The organism is Amycolatopsis iheyensis (genome assembly GCF_024703995.1).
GTDB classification, from domain to species: Bacteria; Actinomycetota; Actinomycetes; order Mycobacteriales; family Pseudonocardiaceae; genus Amycolatopsis; species Amycolatopsis iheyensis.
This window is the reverse complement of sequence record NZ_JAMXQV010000021.1, coordinates 162,150-178,419: the sequence shown is the minus strand read 5'-3', so window position 1 is coordinate 178,419 and position 16,270 is coordinate 162,150. Positions and strand designations below refer to the sequence as shown.

Below are 16,270 nucleotides of genomic sequence, written 5' to 3'. Positions count from 1 at the left end.
GGCGCGGACGTCCCGCCGCCCCCGCCGCCGCCCGAGGCGCCGCCGCCCCCGGACATCCCGCCGCCCGCGGACGCGCCGCCCCCGCCCGCCATCCCGCCGCCGCCCGGCGGTTCCGGTGGTGGCGGCGGTGGTGGCGACGTGCCGCCACCCGAACTCCCGCCCCCGCCCGGCGACACCGGCAGTGGCGGCGCTCCGCCCCCGTTGTCCGGCGCCGACATCCCGCCGCCGCCCGGCGGGGACTCCGGCCCGGGCGGGGACACCGGGGGCACACCTCCGCCGTTCCAGAGCCTCGCGGCCGTCTCCCCGCCACCCGGCGGCGACAGCGGTCCCGGCGACCTCGGGGCCATCGACCCGCCTTCGCTCGACGGCCCGCCCGGGGACGTCGGCGCGGGCGGTGGCGCCCTGCCGCCGTTGACCTCGCCGAGCCTGACCCCGCCGCCTTCCGGCGCGGGGAGCAAGAGCGATCCGAAGGCCGGTGGCCTGGGCGACCTCAAGTCGCCCGCGTTCGACAGTCCGCCGGGTGATGTCGGCGCCGGTGGCTTGGGTGACCTCAAGTCGCCCGCGTTCGACAGTCCGCCGGGTGATGTCGGCGCCGGTGGCCTGGGCGACCTCAAGTCGCCCTCGCTCGCTCCGCCGCCGGGTGATGTCGGCGGCGGAGCCGGGGGCCTCAACGGCCTCGGCGACCTGAAGTCGCCGGCGCTGGGCAACCCGCCGGGCGCCGGTGGTCTCGACGGGCTGGGCGCGAACGCCCTGAACCCGGCCGACGTGCCGTCGTCGCTGCAGGACCCCAAGGCGGGCGGCGGGTTCACCTCGCCGATGGGCGGCGGCATGCCGATGATGCCGCCGGGTGCCATGGGCGGCGGCATGAACCCCGCCGGTTCCGAACGCCCGGACTCAGCCGGGCTGCTGGGCGGTGTCGACAAGCCGTGGACCAGCAGCCTCCCCGACGGGCTGGGCGACCCCAGCGCGCTGGCCGACGCGCCGGCGCTGAAGTCGGCTTCGTGGTCGGCGCCGCCGGGTGACGTCGGTGGCGCGGGTGGCCTCGGTGACGTCGGTGGCACCGGTGACGTCACCGGCGCGGGGATTCCCGACGTGGGCGGCATCAAGGGCTTGGATCCGAGTCAGCTGCAGGGGCCGGGTGATGTGTCGTCGCCTGGGCAGCAGCAGGGCGTGCCGGGTGCGGGGATGCCGATGATGCCGCCGGGTGGCATGGGTGGTGGGATGAACCCTGCCGGTGCGGAGCGGCCGGATTCGGCCGGGCTGCTGGGTGGGGTGGACGCGCCCTGGGATTCGGCTTTGCCGGAGGGCTTGGGGGATCCGAGTTCGGTCGGGGACACGCCGGCGTTGCAGTCGGCGTCCTGGTCGGCGCCGCCTGGTGACGTCGGCGGTGCGGGTGGCAGCGGCGATCTCGGTGGTGGCGTCGACGTTCCCGATGTCGGTGGGATCAAGGGCCTGGATCCGAGTCAGCTGCAGGGGCCGGGTGATGTGTCGTCGCCTGGGCAGCAGCAGGGCGTGCCGGGTGCCGGGATGCCGATGATGCCGCCGGGTGGCATGGGCGGTGGGATGAACCCGCCGGGTGCGGAGCGGCCCGATTCGGCCGGGCTGCTGGGCGGCGTGGACGCGCCGTGGACGGCGGACGCGCCGGACGGTCTCGGTGACCCGAGTTCGTTCGGGGAGACTCCGGCGTTGCAGTCGGCCTCGTGGTCGGCGCCGCCGGGTGACGTCGGCGGTGCGGATGGTCTCGGTGACCAGAGCTCGTTCGGGGAGACGCCGGCGCCGCCCGGTGGGGATGTGGAGGGGCTCGACGCGAGCCGGCTACCAGATTCGTCGCAGCAGCAGGCTTTCCCGGGCGCGGGGATGCCGATGATGCCGCCGGGTGGCATGGGCGGTGGCCTGAATCCACCGGGTGCCGAGCGGCCCGATTCGGCCGGTCTGCTGGGTGGTGTGGACGCGGCGTGGACGCCGGACGCGCCCAGTGGCGTCGGCGACCCGGCGTCGGTGGGGGAGACTCCGGCGCTGGGCGCGGCTTCGTGGTCGGACCGGGGAAGCGCACCGTCCACTCCGGACTCGGCACCCGCCGCGGCCGGGATGCCGATGATGCCGCCCCCGATGGCCCCGCCCGGCACCGGTTCCGCCGCCGAGCGGCCGGACTCGGCCGGGCTCCTCGGCGGCGACGCCTCGGCGTGGGCCACCACCGACGCCCCCGGCGAACCCGACCCGGGCGCCGGCACGCCACGCGGCTGGGCGACCGCCGTGCCGGTCAGCGGCTGGGGCGCCGCGCCCACCGGGAAGCCGGACGACCGTGACGACGACGTGCGGATCTCGGTCGTGCAGCCCGCCGACGCGCACGAGGACACCTCCGCCTGGGACGTCGGCACCGCCGAGTTCCTGCCGGGCCTCCTGCCGTTCGCGCCGCCGGCCGAGGAGGAGCAGGAGGTCGGCACGGACCTCCTCGAGCGCAGCGACGAGCCGTGGCGGCCCGCCGAAGACGAGCCGCGGGAGACCTACCGGCGGATCCGGGTCGGGGACGGCGAGTTCATCCCGGACGAGCTGCCGACCTGCGGTGACGGTCCGGCCCTCGACACCGAAGCCGAAGCCCCCGAACCGGAACCCGAAGACGAACCCGAAGAGGAAGAACGCACCATGGCGGACCTGCTGAGCCAGGACGACTCGGCCTGGGGCCGGTCCGCGAGCCGGCCGTCGGGGGTGCTGGAGTGAGCACGGAGACCGTCAAGCGCGGCCCGCGCGCGTCCGGCCCGGAACTGCCCGAAGGCCAGGAAGAGCTGCAGGAGCCGCCCGTGCTCGCCGAACCGGCGGCGCGGGACTTCAACTCGCTGCTCATGATGCTGCCGATGGGCATCGGGTCGATGGTGATGGTGCTGTCGTTCTCCGGCGTCGGCGGCAGCTCACCGATGACCTACGTGCTCGGCGGTGGCATGGGCCTGTCCATGATGGCCATGAGCGTCGGCCAGCTCACCCGCGCGGTCGGCGAGCGCAAGCGCAAGATGCGCGCCGAACGCCGGGACTACCTGCGCTACATCGCGCAGGTCCGCACCCGGGCCCGGGCGACCGCGGAGCAGCAGCGGCGCGCGGTGGCGTGGAACAACCCGTCGCCGGACTCGCTGTGGTCGCTGGCCATGGGACGGCGGCTGTGGGAGCGGCGGGTCAGCCACGATGACTTCGGCCGCGTCCGCATCGGCCTGGGCTCGCAGCAGTCGGCCCTCGAACTGGTCCCGCCGGTCACCAAGCCGATCGAGGACCTCGAACCGCTGTCGGCGATCTCGCTGCGCCGCTTCACCGAGACCTACCGGTCGCTGTCGGGCATCCCGACGGCGGTCGGCCTGCGCAGCTTCACCAGCGTCGAGTTCGACGGCGACCCCGAGGCCGCCGTGAGCCTGGTGCGGGCGATGCTCGCCCAGCTGGTCGTGTTCCACTCGCCGGACGAGCTACGGATCGCCGTGCTCACCACCGAAGCCGCGCAGTCCCAGTGGGACTGGGTGAAGTGGCTGCCGCACAACCAGCACGCCACCCTGCGCGACCCGGCCGGCCCGCTGCGGCTGCTGGCCGCCGACCACGACGACCTGATGGACGTCCTCGGCCCCGACGTCGCCGACCGCGATGACCACGACAAGGCCGTCGGCCCGACCACGACCGAGCCGTTCGTGGTGATCGTCGCGCACCTGGCGGCGATCCCCGAGTCGTCGCGGCTGCTGGGCGCGGGCCTGCGCAACGTCGTCCTGCTGGACGTCACCGGCGCGCTCCCCGGCGGCCCCAAGGTGCTGCGTCTGACCACAAAGGACGATCGCGTCGAGTTCCCGGCGGGCACCGCGGTCGGGTCCGCGGTCCGCGACGAGCTGTCCGTGACGCAGATCGAGGGCCTGGCCCGGCTGCTGTCGCCCAAGCGGACCAGCGGCACCCTGGAGATCGCCGAACAGCCCCTCGAGAGCGACTTCGGGCTCACGGCGCTGCTGGGCATCCGCGACGTCCACAGCTTCGACATCCCCGCGCAGTGGCGCCCCCGCGCCGTGCAGCGCGCGCGGATGTCGGTCCCGATCGGCGTCACCGAAGACGGCGAGATCGTCGAGCTGGACCTCAAGGAGTCCGCGCAGGGCGGCATGGGCCCGCACGGCATGCTCATCGGCGCCACCGGCTCGGGCAAGTCCGAGCTGCTGCGCACGCTGGTGCTCGGCCTGGCCGCGACGCACTCGTCGGAGATCCTCAACTTCGTCCTCGTCGACTTCAAGGGCGGCGCGACGTTCCTCGGCATGGACCGGCTGCCGCACACCTCGGCGATGATCACCAACCTCGCCGACGAGCTGCCGCTGGTCGACCGGATGCAGGACTCCCTCAACGGCGAGATGGTGCGCCGCCAGGAGCAGCTTCGCGCCAGCGGGCACCCGTCGCTGTTCGAGTACGAGAAGGCCCGCGCGGCCGGCGAGCAGCTGCCGCCGATGCCGACGCTGTTCCTGGTCGTCGACGAGTTCTCCGAGCTGCTGAGCGCGAAGCCGGAGTTCATGGAGCTGTTCGTCTCGGTCGGCCGGCTGGGCCGCAGCCTCGGCGTGCACCTGCTGCTCGCTTCGCAGCGGCTGGACGAGGGCCGGATCCACCGCGTCGAAGGGCACCTGTCGTACCGGATCGCGCTGCGGACGTTCTCCTCGATGGAGTCCCGCAGCGTCATCGGCGTCGGCAGCGCTTACGAGCTGCCGTCCGAACCGGGCAACGGCTACCTCAAGATCGACACGACGAACCTGGTGCGCTTCAAGGCCGCGTACGTCTCCGGGCCGGTCCCGGCCGGCAGCGGGGACGGCGCGAGCGACGTCGCCCGCGCGAGCGCCGAGGTCGTCCCGTTCTTCACCCAGGTCCGGCCGACCCGGTTCATCGTCCGCGACGACGAACCCGACACGAAGACCGAGAAGACGGCCCAGGAAGTCCTCGAAACCGCTCCGAGCGGCCCGACCCTGGCCGACGCGTTCGTCGAGCGGCTGGCCGGCGCGGGCCCGGCGGCGCGCCAGGTGTGGCTGCCGCCGCTGGCCGACTCGCCCAGCCTCGACGCGCTGCTGCCGGGCGTCCTGCCGGACGCCGTGCGCGGCATGAGCGTCCAGGACCCGGCCCAGCTGGGCCGGCTGCGCGTGCCGCTGGGCATGATCGACCGGCCGTTCGAGCAGGTCCGCGAGCTGCTGACGGCCGACCTGTCCGGCGCGGCCGGGCACGTGGCGGTCGTCGGCGGCCCGCAGACCGGCAAGTCGACGCTGCTGCGGACCCTCGTGCTGGCCCTGGCCATGACCCACACGCCGGAGGAGGTCCAGTTCTACGGGCTGGACTTCGGTGGCGGCGGCATCATGTCGATCAGCGGCCTGCCGCACGTCGGCTCGGTCGCCACCCGCCTCGAACGCGACCGGGTCGTGCGGACCATCGAAGAGATCTCGCAGATCATGGAGCACCGGGAGAACATCTTCTCCGAGCGCGGGGTCGAGTCCATGGACGTCTACCGCCGGCTGCGCCGCGCCGGCCAGGTCGACGACGCGTTCGGGGACGTCTTCCTCGTCGTCGACGGCTGGTACTCGCTCAAGAACGACTACTCCGAGCTGGAGCAGAAGATCGGCGAGCTGGCCTCGCGTGGCCTGTCGTTCGGCATCCACGTCGTCGTCGCCTCGACCCGCTGGTCGGAGATCCGCCCGTACCTGCGCGACCTGCTGCAGACCCGGTTCGAGCTGCGCCTCGGCGACCCGATGGAGTCGGAGATCGGCTCCCGCAAGGCGAAGACCGTGCCGAGCCAGCCGGGCCGCGGCCTGACCCCGGACGGCCTGCACTTCCTCGCCGGCCTGCCCCGGATGGACGGCAGCGCCGCCACCGACGACCTCGCGGCGGCGACCAAGGCCGTCGCCGAAGAGGTGCACACGTTCTGGCCGGGCCGCCGCGCGCCGGCGGTGCGGCTGCTGCCCGCGACGTTGCCGCTGTCCGAGCTGCCCCGGCCCGACGGCGACCTGCGGCTGGCCCTGGGCCAGGACGAGCAGCGGCTGCTGCCGGTGTGGCACGACTTCCGCGCCACCCCGCACCTGCTGGTGTTCGGCGACAACGAGACCGGCAAGACCAACCTGCTGCGGCTGGTCCTGCGCTCGATCACCGCCCGCTACGGGCCCGGCGAGGCGAAGATCGTGCTCGCCGACCCGAGCCGCCAGCTCGACGCCGAGGTGCCCGAGGCCTACCGCGTCGGCTACGCGACGACGACCGAAGCCCTGCAGGAGCTGGCGAACCAGACCGGCGTCTCGCTCTCGCCGCGGGTGCCGGACCAGAGCGTCACCGCCGACCGGCTCAAGCGCCGCGACTGGTGGACCGGGCCGCGGCTGTTCCTCGTCGTCGATGACTACCAGCTGCTCACCGGCGGCATGGGCTCACCGCTCGAGCCGCTGCTGTCCCTGCTCGCCCAGGGCGCCTACATCGGCATGCACCTGGTCGTCGCGCGCAGCACGTCGGGCGCCATGCGGGCGCTGAGCGACCCGGTCCTGCGCCGGCTCTGGGAGCTGGGCAGCCCCGGCGTCGTCTTCTCCTACCCCAAGGAGGAAGGCAAGTTCCTGGGCGAGGCCGCGCCGCGCAAGCTGCCGGCCGGCCGGGCCCAGCTCGTCACCCGCCGCGGCGTGAAGCTCGTCCAGACCGGGTTCGTCCCCGGTCCCGACCAGCTCGTCGGCAGCGGGTTCGGCACTCTCGAAGGGAGCGGACGTTGACCGCCATGCAGCAGGGCGAGCTGTGCCGGATCACCGTGCACGGCCCGCGGGGACGCGCCGACCTGGCCGTGCCGATGGGTGTCCCGGTGACGAGCCTGCTGCCGGTGCTGCTGCGGCACACCGGCGGCCACGACGACACCGGCGACTCGTGGGTCCTGCAGCGCCTCGGCGAGGCGCCGCTCGACCCGGCGGGCACGCCGGAGTCGCTGGACTGGAAGGAGGGGGAGGAGTTCCACCTCCGCCCCCGGCTGGACCCGTTGCCGGAACTGGACTTCGACGACATCGCCGACGGCATGGCCACCGCCGTCAGCCGCCAGTCCGGCCGCTGGAAGCCCGAGTTCAACCGGTTCCTGTTCCTCGGCTTCGCCATCGCGGGCCTGCTGGTGCTGGCCCGGGTGCTGCTCTACCCGGGCGCGACCGGCCTGTCCGCCCTCGGCTGCGCGGTCGTGGCGCTGGGCCTGCTGGTCGCGGCCATCGGCTCGGGGGTCCGTTCCGAAGACACGGCGTTGATCACGCTGCTCGGCCTGGGCGGGTGCGGGTTCGCGTTCGTGGCGGGTTCGGTCGCCGTCGCGGGCCTCGGGCCGGCGTTCGACCTGCAGACCGCGCCGCTGCTGTCCGGTTGCCTCGCCTTCGGCCTGGCGGGCGGGGCGATGCTGGGCGGCCGGGCCGCGTGGGCGCGGGTCACGCCGTTCGTCCCGTTCGGGACCGTCGTGGCGCTCGGGGCCGCCGGCGCGGTGACGCTGTGGCTGCACCACGGCCCGGAGTTCTCCCCGGTGCAGTCGGCCGCGCTGGTGTCGGCCGTCCTCATCGGACTGCTGGTGTTCGCGCCGCGGATCGGCATCCGGTTCGCCCGCATCCGCGGCCCGCAGCTGCCGCGCACGGCCGACGAGCTGCAGTACGACATCGAGCCCGCCCCGGCGGAGAAGATGGTCACGCAGACCGCGTACGCCGACGGTTACCTGACGATCGCCTGCGTCACATCGGCGGTCGTGTTCGCCTGCTGCTTCCCGTTCCTGGTCGGCCAGGGCCTGTTCCCGGGCATCCTCGCCGGGTTGCTCGCGGCGGCGGTGCTGATGCGTTCGCGCAGCCTGCTGGGCGTGTGGCAGCGGGTGCCGCTGGCCGTCGCCGGCGCCCTCGGCCTGGTGCTGCTGGCGTTTTCGCTGATCGAGCCGCTCGCCCCGGACTGGCGTGGGGCGTCCGCGGCGGGCGTGGTGCTGGTGTTCTTCCTGCTGGTGCTGGCCATGCTGCGGCCCCCGCCGCGCCGGCTGCTGCCGATCTGGGGCCACCTGGCCAACTGGCTGGAGACGCTGAGCGCCGTCGCGATCCTCCCGATCCTCTTGCAGCTGTTCGGGACTTACGCGTGGGCTATCGGACTGACGGGCTGAAACCATGGTGCAGACGCAGAAAGACCACGTCGAGGCGTACTCGTTCCTCATCGGACGGATGACCTCGGCCCTCGTGCTCGGCGACGCGAGCCACCTCGACGTGCCCGCCAAGCGCACCTGGACCGGCCTGCTGGTCGGCGCGGCGCTGGCGGTGCTGATCGTGCTGGGGTTCTTCGTGTTCGGCCTGATCGCCCACCACACCGGCCACGCCGTCCAGGCGCCGCCGGTCCGCCGAGCCTGATCGGAGGGTCACCATGGATCTCTCGCTGACGCGCCGCCGCGGCGGCCCGGACACCGACCTGAGCCGGCAGACGGTCGGCAACGCGCTGGTCGTGCACCCCGCCACCGGGATGACGGACGAGGCGCAGGCGCTCGCGCTGGGCGTCGCCGCCGACGCCGAGCACGATCTCGTCGTCGTCGACCTGCCGGTGGACTCGCCGATCTCCCTGTGGGAGTCGGTGGCGAAGGCACTGCCGCGGCGCCGGCGCGGGGTGCGCCTGGTCATCGGCGGGCGCTCGCGCGAGACGTCGGCGCTGGCGGGTCAGTGGCTGGCCGAGCGGATCGGCCGTCCGGTGCTCGCCCCGGACGGTTCGGTGATCCCGAGCGCGGGCGGCGCCCTGTTCGTCCACAGTGGACGCGGTAGCGGCTGGGTCCGGTTCCAGCCGGGCCGGCCGCCGAGGTGGGAGGCGAAGCGCTTCCCACGTCCATCCTGGGATTCGGGCGTCACGTCCGAGCTGACGTCGACGAGCTCGCGCGGCGTGGCCGAGCCGTTGCCGGGCGGTCTCTGGATCCGCCCAGTGGGCGTCGACCGCCGGCTGGGTCACCACCGCTCGGCGCTGATCCGCGGCCTGCCGGCGCTGCTGGACACGATGACGATCGTCCTCGGCTGTCCGGGGTGCCCGCCCCTGACGATGGACGACGCGGCGCGGCTGTGGATGCGCCTGCCTGAGCCCGTACGCCACCAGGCTCGCTTCGTCCAGTACGGCCCGATGTCGGTCCCGGCCGGGACGACGCTGGGCCAGGCGCTCGCGGACCTGCTGGGTCGCGAGGTCGGGTTCTGCACCGGAATCCCGATCGGCGCCCCGCACGAGTTCGACGTCTGGACGGTGCGCTACGACGGCAGCCTCGTCTGGGCGCCGTTCGCCCGCGAGCTGGCGTACGTCCCGGGGCAGCCGCTGCCCCGGGTGCTGGACCACCGCCCGCCGATCTCCGGGCTGAAGGAGATCGAGCCCGCGGTGTACTGGTATTCGCCGGACGCGGTGCTGGAGGTCGTCCAGTCGGGTCTCCTGCTGCGCCCGCCGGCCGCCGGTCCCACCGCGGAGGCACTGCGCGGGGTCACGCTGGACACGACGGCGCACAACCTGACCTACGACGTCTCCTCCGACGCGGCCGAGCGCATGCGCTTCCTGGCCGAGGACGTCCTGGCCAGGCTGGACGACCACACCCGCGGCCTCAGCCGCATCCTCCCGGCGGCGGCGTTGCTGGCAGAGCGAGCCAGGGCGGCGACCCCGCGGCGCGCGCCGGCCCAGATCGAGGGGCCGCCGCTGCAGACCATCTCGGAGCGCTTGGACCCGGGCGCGGTGGTCGCGTCGTCGCTTGACGCAGTGACGATCACGACGGCCGCCCCGGCACGGGTCGCTGCGGAGCTCGGAGTCGCGATGGTTTCCGACGGCCCGGTCACTACGCCGCCCGCCCGGGTGGACACCGGCGCTTCCGTCACTCCGCGGCCCGAAGCTCCGGCGATCCCGCTCCCGCCACCGGCGGTCCCGCCCGCAGGCCTCCGGGCGGCCGGCAGCGCGGTCTCGGATGGTGCGGTGCAGCCTGCCGAGGTCGCCGGGGGCACGGCGACGGATCTTCCGTCCGGTGCGACCGCCGAGACCACGCCCCGGCCCTCCGCGGCCCCGCCGACGAGCGGTGGTGCTGTTCCCGCGCCGCCACCGCCGGCGGTGCCGCCGGCCGGTGTCGTCGGTGGTTCGGCTGGTACCAACCCCGCCCCGATTGTGCCCAGCGGTGCGAGTGCTGCCTCCGCGCCCCTGCCGGCGGTGCCGCTCGCTGCTGTCGTCGGTGGTTCGGTTGGTGCTGACCCCGGTCCGATTGTGCCCGGTGGTGCAGCTACCACGCCGCCGCCGGCGGTGCCGCCGGCCGGTGTCCTCGCCGGTTCGGCTGGTGCCGACCCCGGTCCGATTGTGCCCAGCGGTGCGAGTGCTGCCTCCGCACCCCCGCCGGCGGTGCCGCCCGCCGGAGTCGTCGGTGGTCCCGCCGCCGGGCCCGGGGCAGAGGCGCCGACCAGCCACGATGCGAACACCCCCGAGCCCCCGCCGTCCGCGGCCTCGCCCCTCGAGGTCGCGGGCGGCGGTACCAGCGGCGCGCGGCTGCAGCCCACTCCCGCCGCCGAAGCCGCCGCCCTCGTGCCCAAGCGCGGGGTCGACAAGGAACGCGAGTGGCTTCGCAAGTCCCTCGGCGCCGAGTACGGCCTGATGTCCAACACCGCCGCGCGGATCCTCTCCGAACACCCCGGTTTCCAGGGTGCGCTCGCCGCGTCGCCGGCCGATGTGCTCACCGATGCCGTCGCCGTGCAGCTCTACCTCTCGGCCAAGGGCGCGGCCGTCGACGCCGGGCTGCGGGCCGGGCGCAGCGGGCCGCACGTGCCGATCGCGCGCTGCGTCGTCGCCGGGCTCAGGCGGCTGCCCTCGCACCGGGGGCCCGCGAGCTTCACGACCAGCCCGACCGCCGCGCAGTGGGCGCTCTACCGGACCCGGAAAGTCCTCACCGAGTGGGGTTTCCTGCACACCACGACCACTCCGATGTCCACATCGGACGGTGACACTGACTTCCTCGTCTGGTCGGTCACCGCCCGCCGGACGAAGCTGCTGGAGCCGGACGGGAGCGTCGCCGACCGCGCGCTCTTCGTGCCCGGCACCAGCTTCAAGGTCCTCGAAATCACCGAGCCCGGCGGCGCCGACCGCGGCCTGGTGCTGCTACGGGAACTGACCGTGAGCGAGGTGGACGAGACCGGCCGGGTCGCCGCCGACCGGATCTCGCTCGACGAACTGGCGCTCGAGTCGCTGCGACGCGAACTCGAGATGTGGGCCGAGACCGACGGCCGCACACCGATCGCGACGGCGGCCGCCGCGCGGTTCGGTGTCGTGCCGGGGCTGGTGTGAGGGAGAGGCGGAACTGATGAACCGACAGGTGCTCACGGTCGGCGGCGAAGGCGGCCACCCCACGATCGGTGCCGCGCTCGCGCAGGCCCAGCCCGGCGCCACGATCACCGTCCACTCCGGACGCTACGAGGAGAACCTCGTCGTCGACCGCATGGTCTCGCTGGTCGCGGAGGGCGACGTCGAGATCGTCGCGCGCGAAGGCAGCGTCCTCGTGGCCAACGCCGAAGCCGTCCAGCTGCGCGGCTTCACCCTCGCCGGGCAGGACGACAAGCTCGTCGCGGTCGACGTCGTCCGCGGCGAGGCCGCCCTCGACGGCTGCCGCGTCACCGGCGCCTCCTGGGCGACGCTCCTCGCCCGTCTCCAGGGCTCCCTCGCCCTGCGCGGCTGCGCGGTGACCAGCACCGCCGGGGCCGGGATCGTCATCGCGTCGCCGGCGCAGAGCACCATCGAGGACACCGAAATCGCCGGCACGGCGTCCTCCGGCGTCGTCATCGCGGAGGTCGGCTCGGTCGTGCTGCGCCGGTGCGCCGTCCGGCAGCCGAAGGGCAACGGCGTGTGCGTCAACGGCGAGGCCGTCGCCGTGGTCGAGCAGTGCGAGATCACCGGCGCCGAGAAGCCGGCGATGGTCGTCGAACAGCAGGGCCGGGCCACCATCACCGGCCTGACCGTGCGCGAGAGCGCGAACGTCGACCTGTACCTGACCAGCGAAGGCCGGGTGTCCGTTGTGGACTCCCGGTTCCTGGCGGCGCCGATGCAGGCCGTGCACGTCGCCGCGTCGGCCGCGCCGGTGCTGCGCGAATGCGTGTTCGCCGGTGCTGAGCGCAACGCAGTGCAGGTCACCGGCACCGCGTCGCCGCACTTCGTGGACTGCACGTTCGAGGACTCGCAGGTCGCGATCCTGGCCGACGGCGAGGCCGCGCCGAACTTCGAGCGCGCGACCGTGCGGGGCGCGACCCGGACCGGCGTGCTCGCCACCGCCGACGCGAAGGTCCGCATCGCCGGGTTCCGGCTCGCCGGCCGGGGCATCGTCCTTTCCGGACAGTCCCGGCTGGACATCATGGACGCGTCGGTCGAGACCGGACGCGAGATCGCCGTCGAGGTCACCGAATCGTCGTGGCTGAGCGGGACCGACCTCCACGTGCGGGGTAGCGGGTTCCGGATCACCGCCACGGCGGAGCTGCAGGACTGCGAGATCGCCGACGAGGTCGTGGTCGCACCCGGCGCCACGCTCACCGCGTCGCGCTGCCGCGTGCGCGACGGCGTCTCGGCCGAAGACGGCGCGAACGTCACGCTCACCGAATGCGAAACCGACGGCGCGACGACCGTCGAGCCCGAGGTGGTACCGCCGGCGGCGCCCGAGCCCGGCTCCGGCGACGCGTCCGGCGAGGTGCTCGACGGCCCGCTCGGCGAGCTGGAGTCGCTGGTCGGCCTGGCGGGGGTGAAGAAGGAGGTCACCGGCCTGATCAACCTCATCCGGATGTCCCAGATGCGGGAACGGATGGGGCTGCCGATGCCCCCGATGAGCCGGCACCTCGTCTTCGCGGGCCCGCCCGGCACCGGCAAGACGACGGTCGCGCGGCTCTACGGCACGGTGCTCGCGGAGCTGGGCATTCTCTCGAAGGGCCACATGGTCGAGGTCGCGCGGCAGGACCTCGTCGGCCAGTACATCGGCTCGACGGCGATCAAGACCACCGAGGTCGTCGAAAAGGCCATCGGCGGTGTGCTGTTCATCGACGAGGCGTACACGCTGTCGGCCGGTTCCGGCGGCTCCGGGCCGGACTTCGGCCAGGAGGCCATCGACGCGCTGATGAAGATCATGGAGGACCAGCGCGACTCGCTCGTCGTGATCGTCGCCGGCTACTCCGAGCAGATGGACGTCTTCCTGGAGTCCAACCCCGGTCTGGCTTCGCGCTTCACGCGGACCATCGAGTTCCCGAACTACAGCGTCGACGAGCTGGTCACCATCACCACCGGCCTGACCCGCAAGCACTACTACGAGCTGACCGACGACGCGCTGACGACGCTGCGCGAATACTTCGAGCGGGTGCCGAAGAACTCGACGTTCGGCAACGGCCGCGTCGCGCGGAAGCTGTTCGAGGCCATGGTGAACAACCAGGCGTCGCGCCTGGCGCTGCAGCCGCCGTCGAAGGACTCGGAGCTCAACCGGCTGACGGCCGAGGACCTGCGTGCGGAGCTCGCGAACCTGCCCGCGGCGGTGCAGGCGGCGGTGTCGGTGGGCACCGATCCGGCCGCCGCCGTCGGCGCGGCGGACAGCGTGCACCGGCTGCGCCGGCTCGTCGGCCAGAAGACGGTCCGGGAGCACGCCGAACGCCTGCTCGTCCGGCTCGGCGGGCTCGAGCACGGACGTCAGCCGCTCGGCCAGGAAGCCAACGTCGTGCTCAGCGGCGAGCGTGGCTCGGGCCGGGCGGAGTTCGCGCGGCTGTACGCGCGGGGGCTCGCCGAACTGGGGCTGGTCGGCGTCGGCCAGCTCGTCCGGCGTTCGGTCGCCGACGACCTGATGCCGCGTTGGCCGGGACAGGCCGAGCACCTGGTCCGCACGGCGCTGGACGACGCGAGCGGCGGTGTGCTCGTGCTCGATCTGGACGGTGAGTGGGAGTCCACAGTGCACACTCCCGGCCACGAAGTCCTCGAGGCTTTGGCCGAAGCGGTCGGCCGCCGGCCCGCGGACCCGGTCGTCGTCCTGACCGGCGAACCGCGTCGCGTTCGGACACTCGCCGGGCTGGTGCCGTCGCTGCGGGACCGGTTCCCGGCGGTCTGGGAACTGGGGGAGTACACAGTGGACGAACTCGGCGAGATCGCTGTGCGGCTGCTGGTCCGCGGCGGCCATGAGGTCCCGGGCGACGTCCGCGACGCACTGGCGCACGAGCTGGCGGCGGCCTCGGATCGGACGGTGCACGCCGCGCACGAACTCGCCCGCACGCTGTCGGCCACGGCCGCGTCCCGCACGCTGGCCGCGGCGGACCTGCGCGCCGTCCGCCCGCCGGACGTCGAACCGCTCGCCCTCGGGCAGGGCCTGGCCTCGGTCGGCTGAAGGAGGAGTCATGGCATCGCCCTACGAAAAGATGCTGGAGGACGCGCTCGGCGCGTACCAGCGGCAGCGCGAAAACCTCACCGCGGCCAAGGAACGGATCGACGAGGCCACCGGCACGGCGACGTCCGCGCGCCGCGAGGTGACCGCGACCGTCGGCCGCACCGGCGAGGTCACCGAGCTGACGTTCCCGACGAGTGCGTACAAGCGGATGGCGCCGGCCGAACTGGCCGGGGTGATCGTCCGGACCATCGCGCAGGCGCGGCAGCAGGCGATCGACGCGTCCGCCGAACAGCTCGCGCCGATGCTGCCGCCGGGGTTCTCCGCGCGGGACCTGATGGCCGGGAAGGTCGACGTCCAAGCGTTGTTCGCCGCCCGCGTGCCGGGCTTCGAGGGAGGGACCGAAGATGACTGACCAGTTCTTCGTGGACGCCGACGGGCTGGACACCGGCCGCAACGGCTACCGCGAGAAGGCGACCGAGCTGGAGGCGCTGACGCAGCGCATCCAGGCGCTCGGCAGCTCCGGGCGCGTCTCCGAAGCGGCGGGCCACGACAAGAACGGCAACGCGTTCGCCGAGACGCACATGAAGGCGGTCGCGGAGATCCGCGACGGTGTCCGGCTGTGGGCGAAGGCCGTCGACGGCACGTCCGACGCGATCGGTGACATGGCCGGCTCGTTCCGCGAGGCCGACCAGGGAGCGTTCGACATGGCGCGCGACCTGCAGAAGAGCTTCCTGCAGCTGCAGGAGGACGTCACGAAGCCGCCGACGGCCTAGGTTTCGGAGCCCGCGATGAGCCTGATGGTGGATCCCAGCCTGAACTGGATCTTCTACATCATCGCGGGTGACGCCTGGCCGCAGGGCGACGAGGACAAGCTCCGCGAGCTGGCCGCCGAATGGGACCAGGTCGCGCGCGACATCGCGGCGGCGGGCCAGGGGTTCAACCGGCTCTCGCAGCACGTGACGGCGAACGTCGGCGGCGACGTCCAGCACAACTTCTCGGAGTTCTCGCGGAACCTGAGCACGTTGGGCGCCGACTACGTCCAGCGCGCGACCGCGCAGGCGGCGTCGCTGCGGGAGCAGGCGCTGAACATCGAGAACGCCAAGTACGGCATGCTGATCTCGATCGCCGTGACGGCCGCGGAAGTGCTGTGGGCGTTGACGAACCCGTTCACGGCCCCGTTGGTCCCGGAGATCATGGCGGCCGGCCGGACCGCGGTGGTGACGGTGCAGCGCACGCTCGTCCAGCGCCTGACGAGCCTGCTGGCCCGCATCGCCCGCGAGGCGGCGCAGGAAGCGGCCGAAGAGGTCGCGGAGGACATGCTGGCGCAGGTCATCCAGATCGCCCAGGGCAACCGGCACGGAGTCGACTGGAAGTCGATCGGCCAGTCGGCGGCACTGGGCGCGGTGGGTGGCGCGTTCGCCCACGGGCTGGGCAAGGGCCTGGGCAAGGTCGACGGCAAGTTCGGCACGAAGTTTTCGAAGAACGTCTGGGGCGAGGCGGGCAACGAGGCGGCGACGGAGGTGGTGGTCGGCCTCACCGGAGCGGCGGCTTTCGGGGGTGACCTGGACAGCCTGGGCTGGGGTGCGCTGAACGGCGGTCTGAGCGGTGCGGCCACGCATGGGGCGCACAAGGCGGGTGAGTCACTGCACGACAAGCTGACCGGAGGCGGGCCGGCTGACGCGGGGCCGAAGGATGTCGGGGACGTCGGGTTCGACAAGGGCAAAATCGGGCCGATCGACGCGCCGTCGGGACCGGGAGCCGGCGGAGCCGGCCATGGATCGGCTGGGGTGGGCGGCGGCACGGGTTCTGGTGGGTCGGGCGCTGGACCGGCTGGGGCGGGCTCCGGTGCCGGTGGGCCGGGTGCGGGTGGTTCCGGTTCGGCTGGGGCGGGTGCGAGCGGGGCGGGGCCTGCTGCTGGTGGTTCCGGTTCGGTTGGGGCGGGCTCCG

The 16,270-nt window shown here is 73.5% G+C and carries 8 protein-coding genes and 2 pseudogenes; 9 read left to right on the top strand and 1 reads right to left on the bottom strand.

Translation table 11 applies throughout. The features are described 5' to 3' along the window. The 9 genes and pseudogenes from M8542_RS34190 to M8542_RS50760 all read left to right on the top strand — a co-directional run. A pseudogene (locus M8542_RS34190) lies at positions 1–2,718 on the top strand (hypothetical protein); the annotation flags it as partial. Next, positions 2,715–6,722 (top strand): type VII secretion protein EccCa, encoded by a 4,008-nt coding sequence (eccCa, locus tag M8542_RS34185; RefSeq protein WP_257924443.1) that lies wholly within the window; start codon positions 2,715–2,717, stop codon positions 6,720–6,722. The pseudogene M8542_RS34190 and the gene eccCa, both read left to right, overlap by 4 nt. Before the next feature lie 5 nt (positions 6,723–6,727). Further along, entirely contained in the window at positions 6,728–8,107 is a 1,380-nt protein-coding gene (gene eccD / locus M8542_RS34180) for a type VII secretion integral membrane protein EccD (RefSeq protein WP_257924448.1), read from the top strand. Positions 8,108–8,111: 4 nt separating this feature from the next. Next, positions 8,112–8,348, top strand: coding sequence for a type VII secretion protein EccB (locus M8542_RS34175; protein WP_257924442.1), 237 nt, complete (start codon positions 8,112–8,114; stop codon positions 8,346–8,348). 13 nt (positions 8,349–8,361) lie between these two features. Beyond that, entirely contained in the window at positions 8,362–11,271 is a 2,910-nt protein-coding gene (locus tag M8542_RS34170) for a hypothetical protein (protein WP_257924441.1), read from the top strand. Between the two features lie 16 nt (positions 11,272–11,287). Then, positions 11,288–14,323, top strand: coding sequence for a right-handed parallel beta-helix repeat-containing protein (locus M8542_RS34165; protein ID WP_257924440.1), 3,036 nt, complete (start codon positions 11,288–11,290; stop codon positions 14,321–14,323). 10 nt (positions 14,324–14,333) lie between these two features. After that, positions 14,334–14,735, top strand: a complete 402-nt coding sequence (locus tag M8542_RS34160) for a YbaB/EbfC family nucleoid-associated protein (RefSeq protein WP_257924439.1) — start codon at positions 14,334–14,336, stop codon at positions 14,733–14,735. After that, complete coding sequence (locus M8542_RS34155; RefSeq protein ID WP_257924438.1) at positions 14,728–15,096, top strand: hypothetical protein; 369 nt, start codon at positions 14,728–14,730, stop codon at positions 15,094–15,096. Before M8542_RS34160 ends, M8542_RS34155 begins: the two co-directional genes overlap by 8 nt. A gap of 15 nt (positions 15,097–15,111) precedes the next feature. Next, positions 15,112–15,453: pseudogene (locus tag M8542_RS50760) on the top strand (WXG100-like domain-containing protein); the annotation flags it as partial. Here the strand turns inward: M8542_RS50760 and M8542_RS34150 are convergent. Further along, on the bottom strand, positions 15,357–15,641 hold the full coding sequence (locus tag M8542_RS34150) for a hypothetical protein (protein WP_257924437.1): 285 nt from the start codon (positions 15,639–15,641) through the stop codon (positions 15,357–15,359). The pseudogene M8542_RS50760 and the gene M8542_RS34150 overlap by 97 nt on opposite strands. Positions 15,642–16,270: the final 629 nt, after the last annotated feature.

What these genes read in the sequence shown, in the direction of transcription:
- M8542_RS34170 (WP_257924441.1), top strand. Translation starts at nt 8,362, where the DNA reads ATGGATCTCTCGCTGACGCGCCGCCGCGGCGGCCCGGACACCGACCTG.
- M8542_RS34150 (WP_257924437.1), bottom strand. Translation starts at nt 15,641, where the DNA reads ATGTCCTCCGCGACCTCTTCGGCCGCTTCCTGCGCCGCCTCGCGGGCG.
- M8542_RS34155 (WP_257924438.1), top strand. Translation starts at nt 14,728, where the DNA reads ATGACTGACCAGTTCTTCGTGGACGCCGACGGGCTGGACACCGGCCGC.
- M8542_RS34165 (WP_257924440.1), top strand. Translation starts at nt 11,288, where the DNA reads ATGAACCGACAGGTGCTCACGGTCGGCGGCGAAGGCGGCCACCCCACG.
- eccD (WP_257924448.1), top strand. Translation starts at nt 6,728, where the DNA reads ATGCAGCAGGGCGAGCTGTGCCGGATCACCGTGCACGGCCCGCGGGGA.
- M8542_RS34175 (WP_257924442.1), top strand. Translation starts at nt 8,112, where the DNA reads ATGGTGCAGACGCAGAAAGACCACGTCGAGGCGTACTCGTTCCTCATC.
- M8542_RS34160 (WP_257924439.1), top strand. Translation starts at nt 14,334, where the DNA reads ATGGCATCGCCCTACGAAAAGATGCTGGAGGACGCGCTCGGCGCGTAC.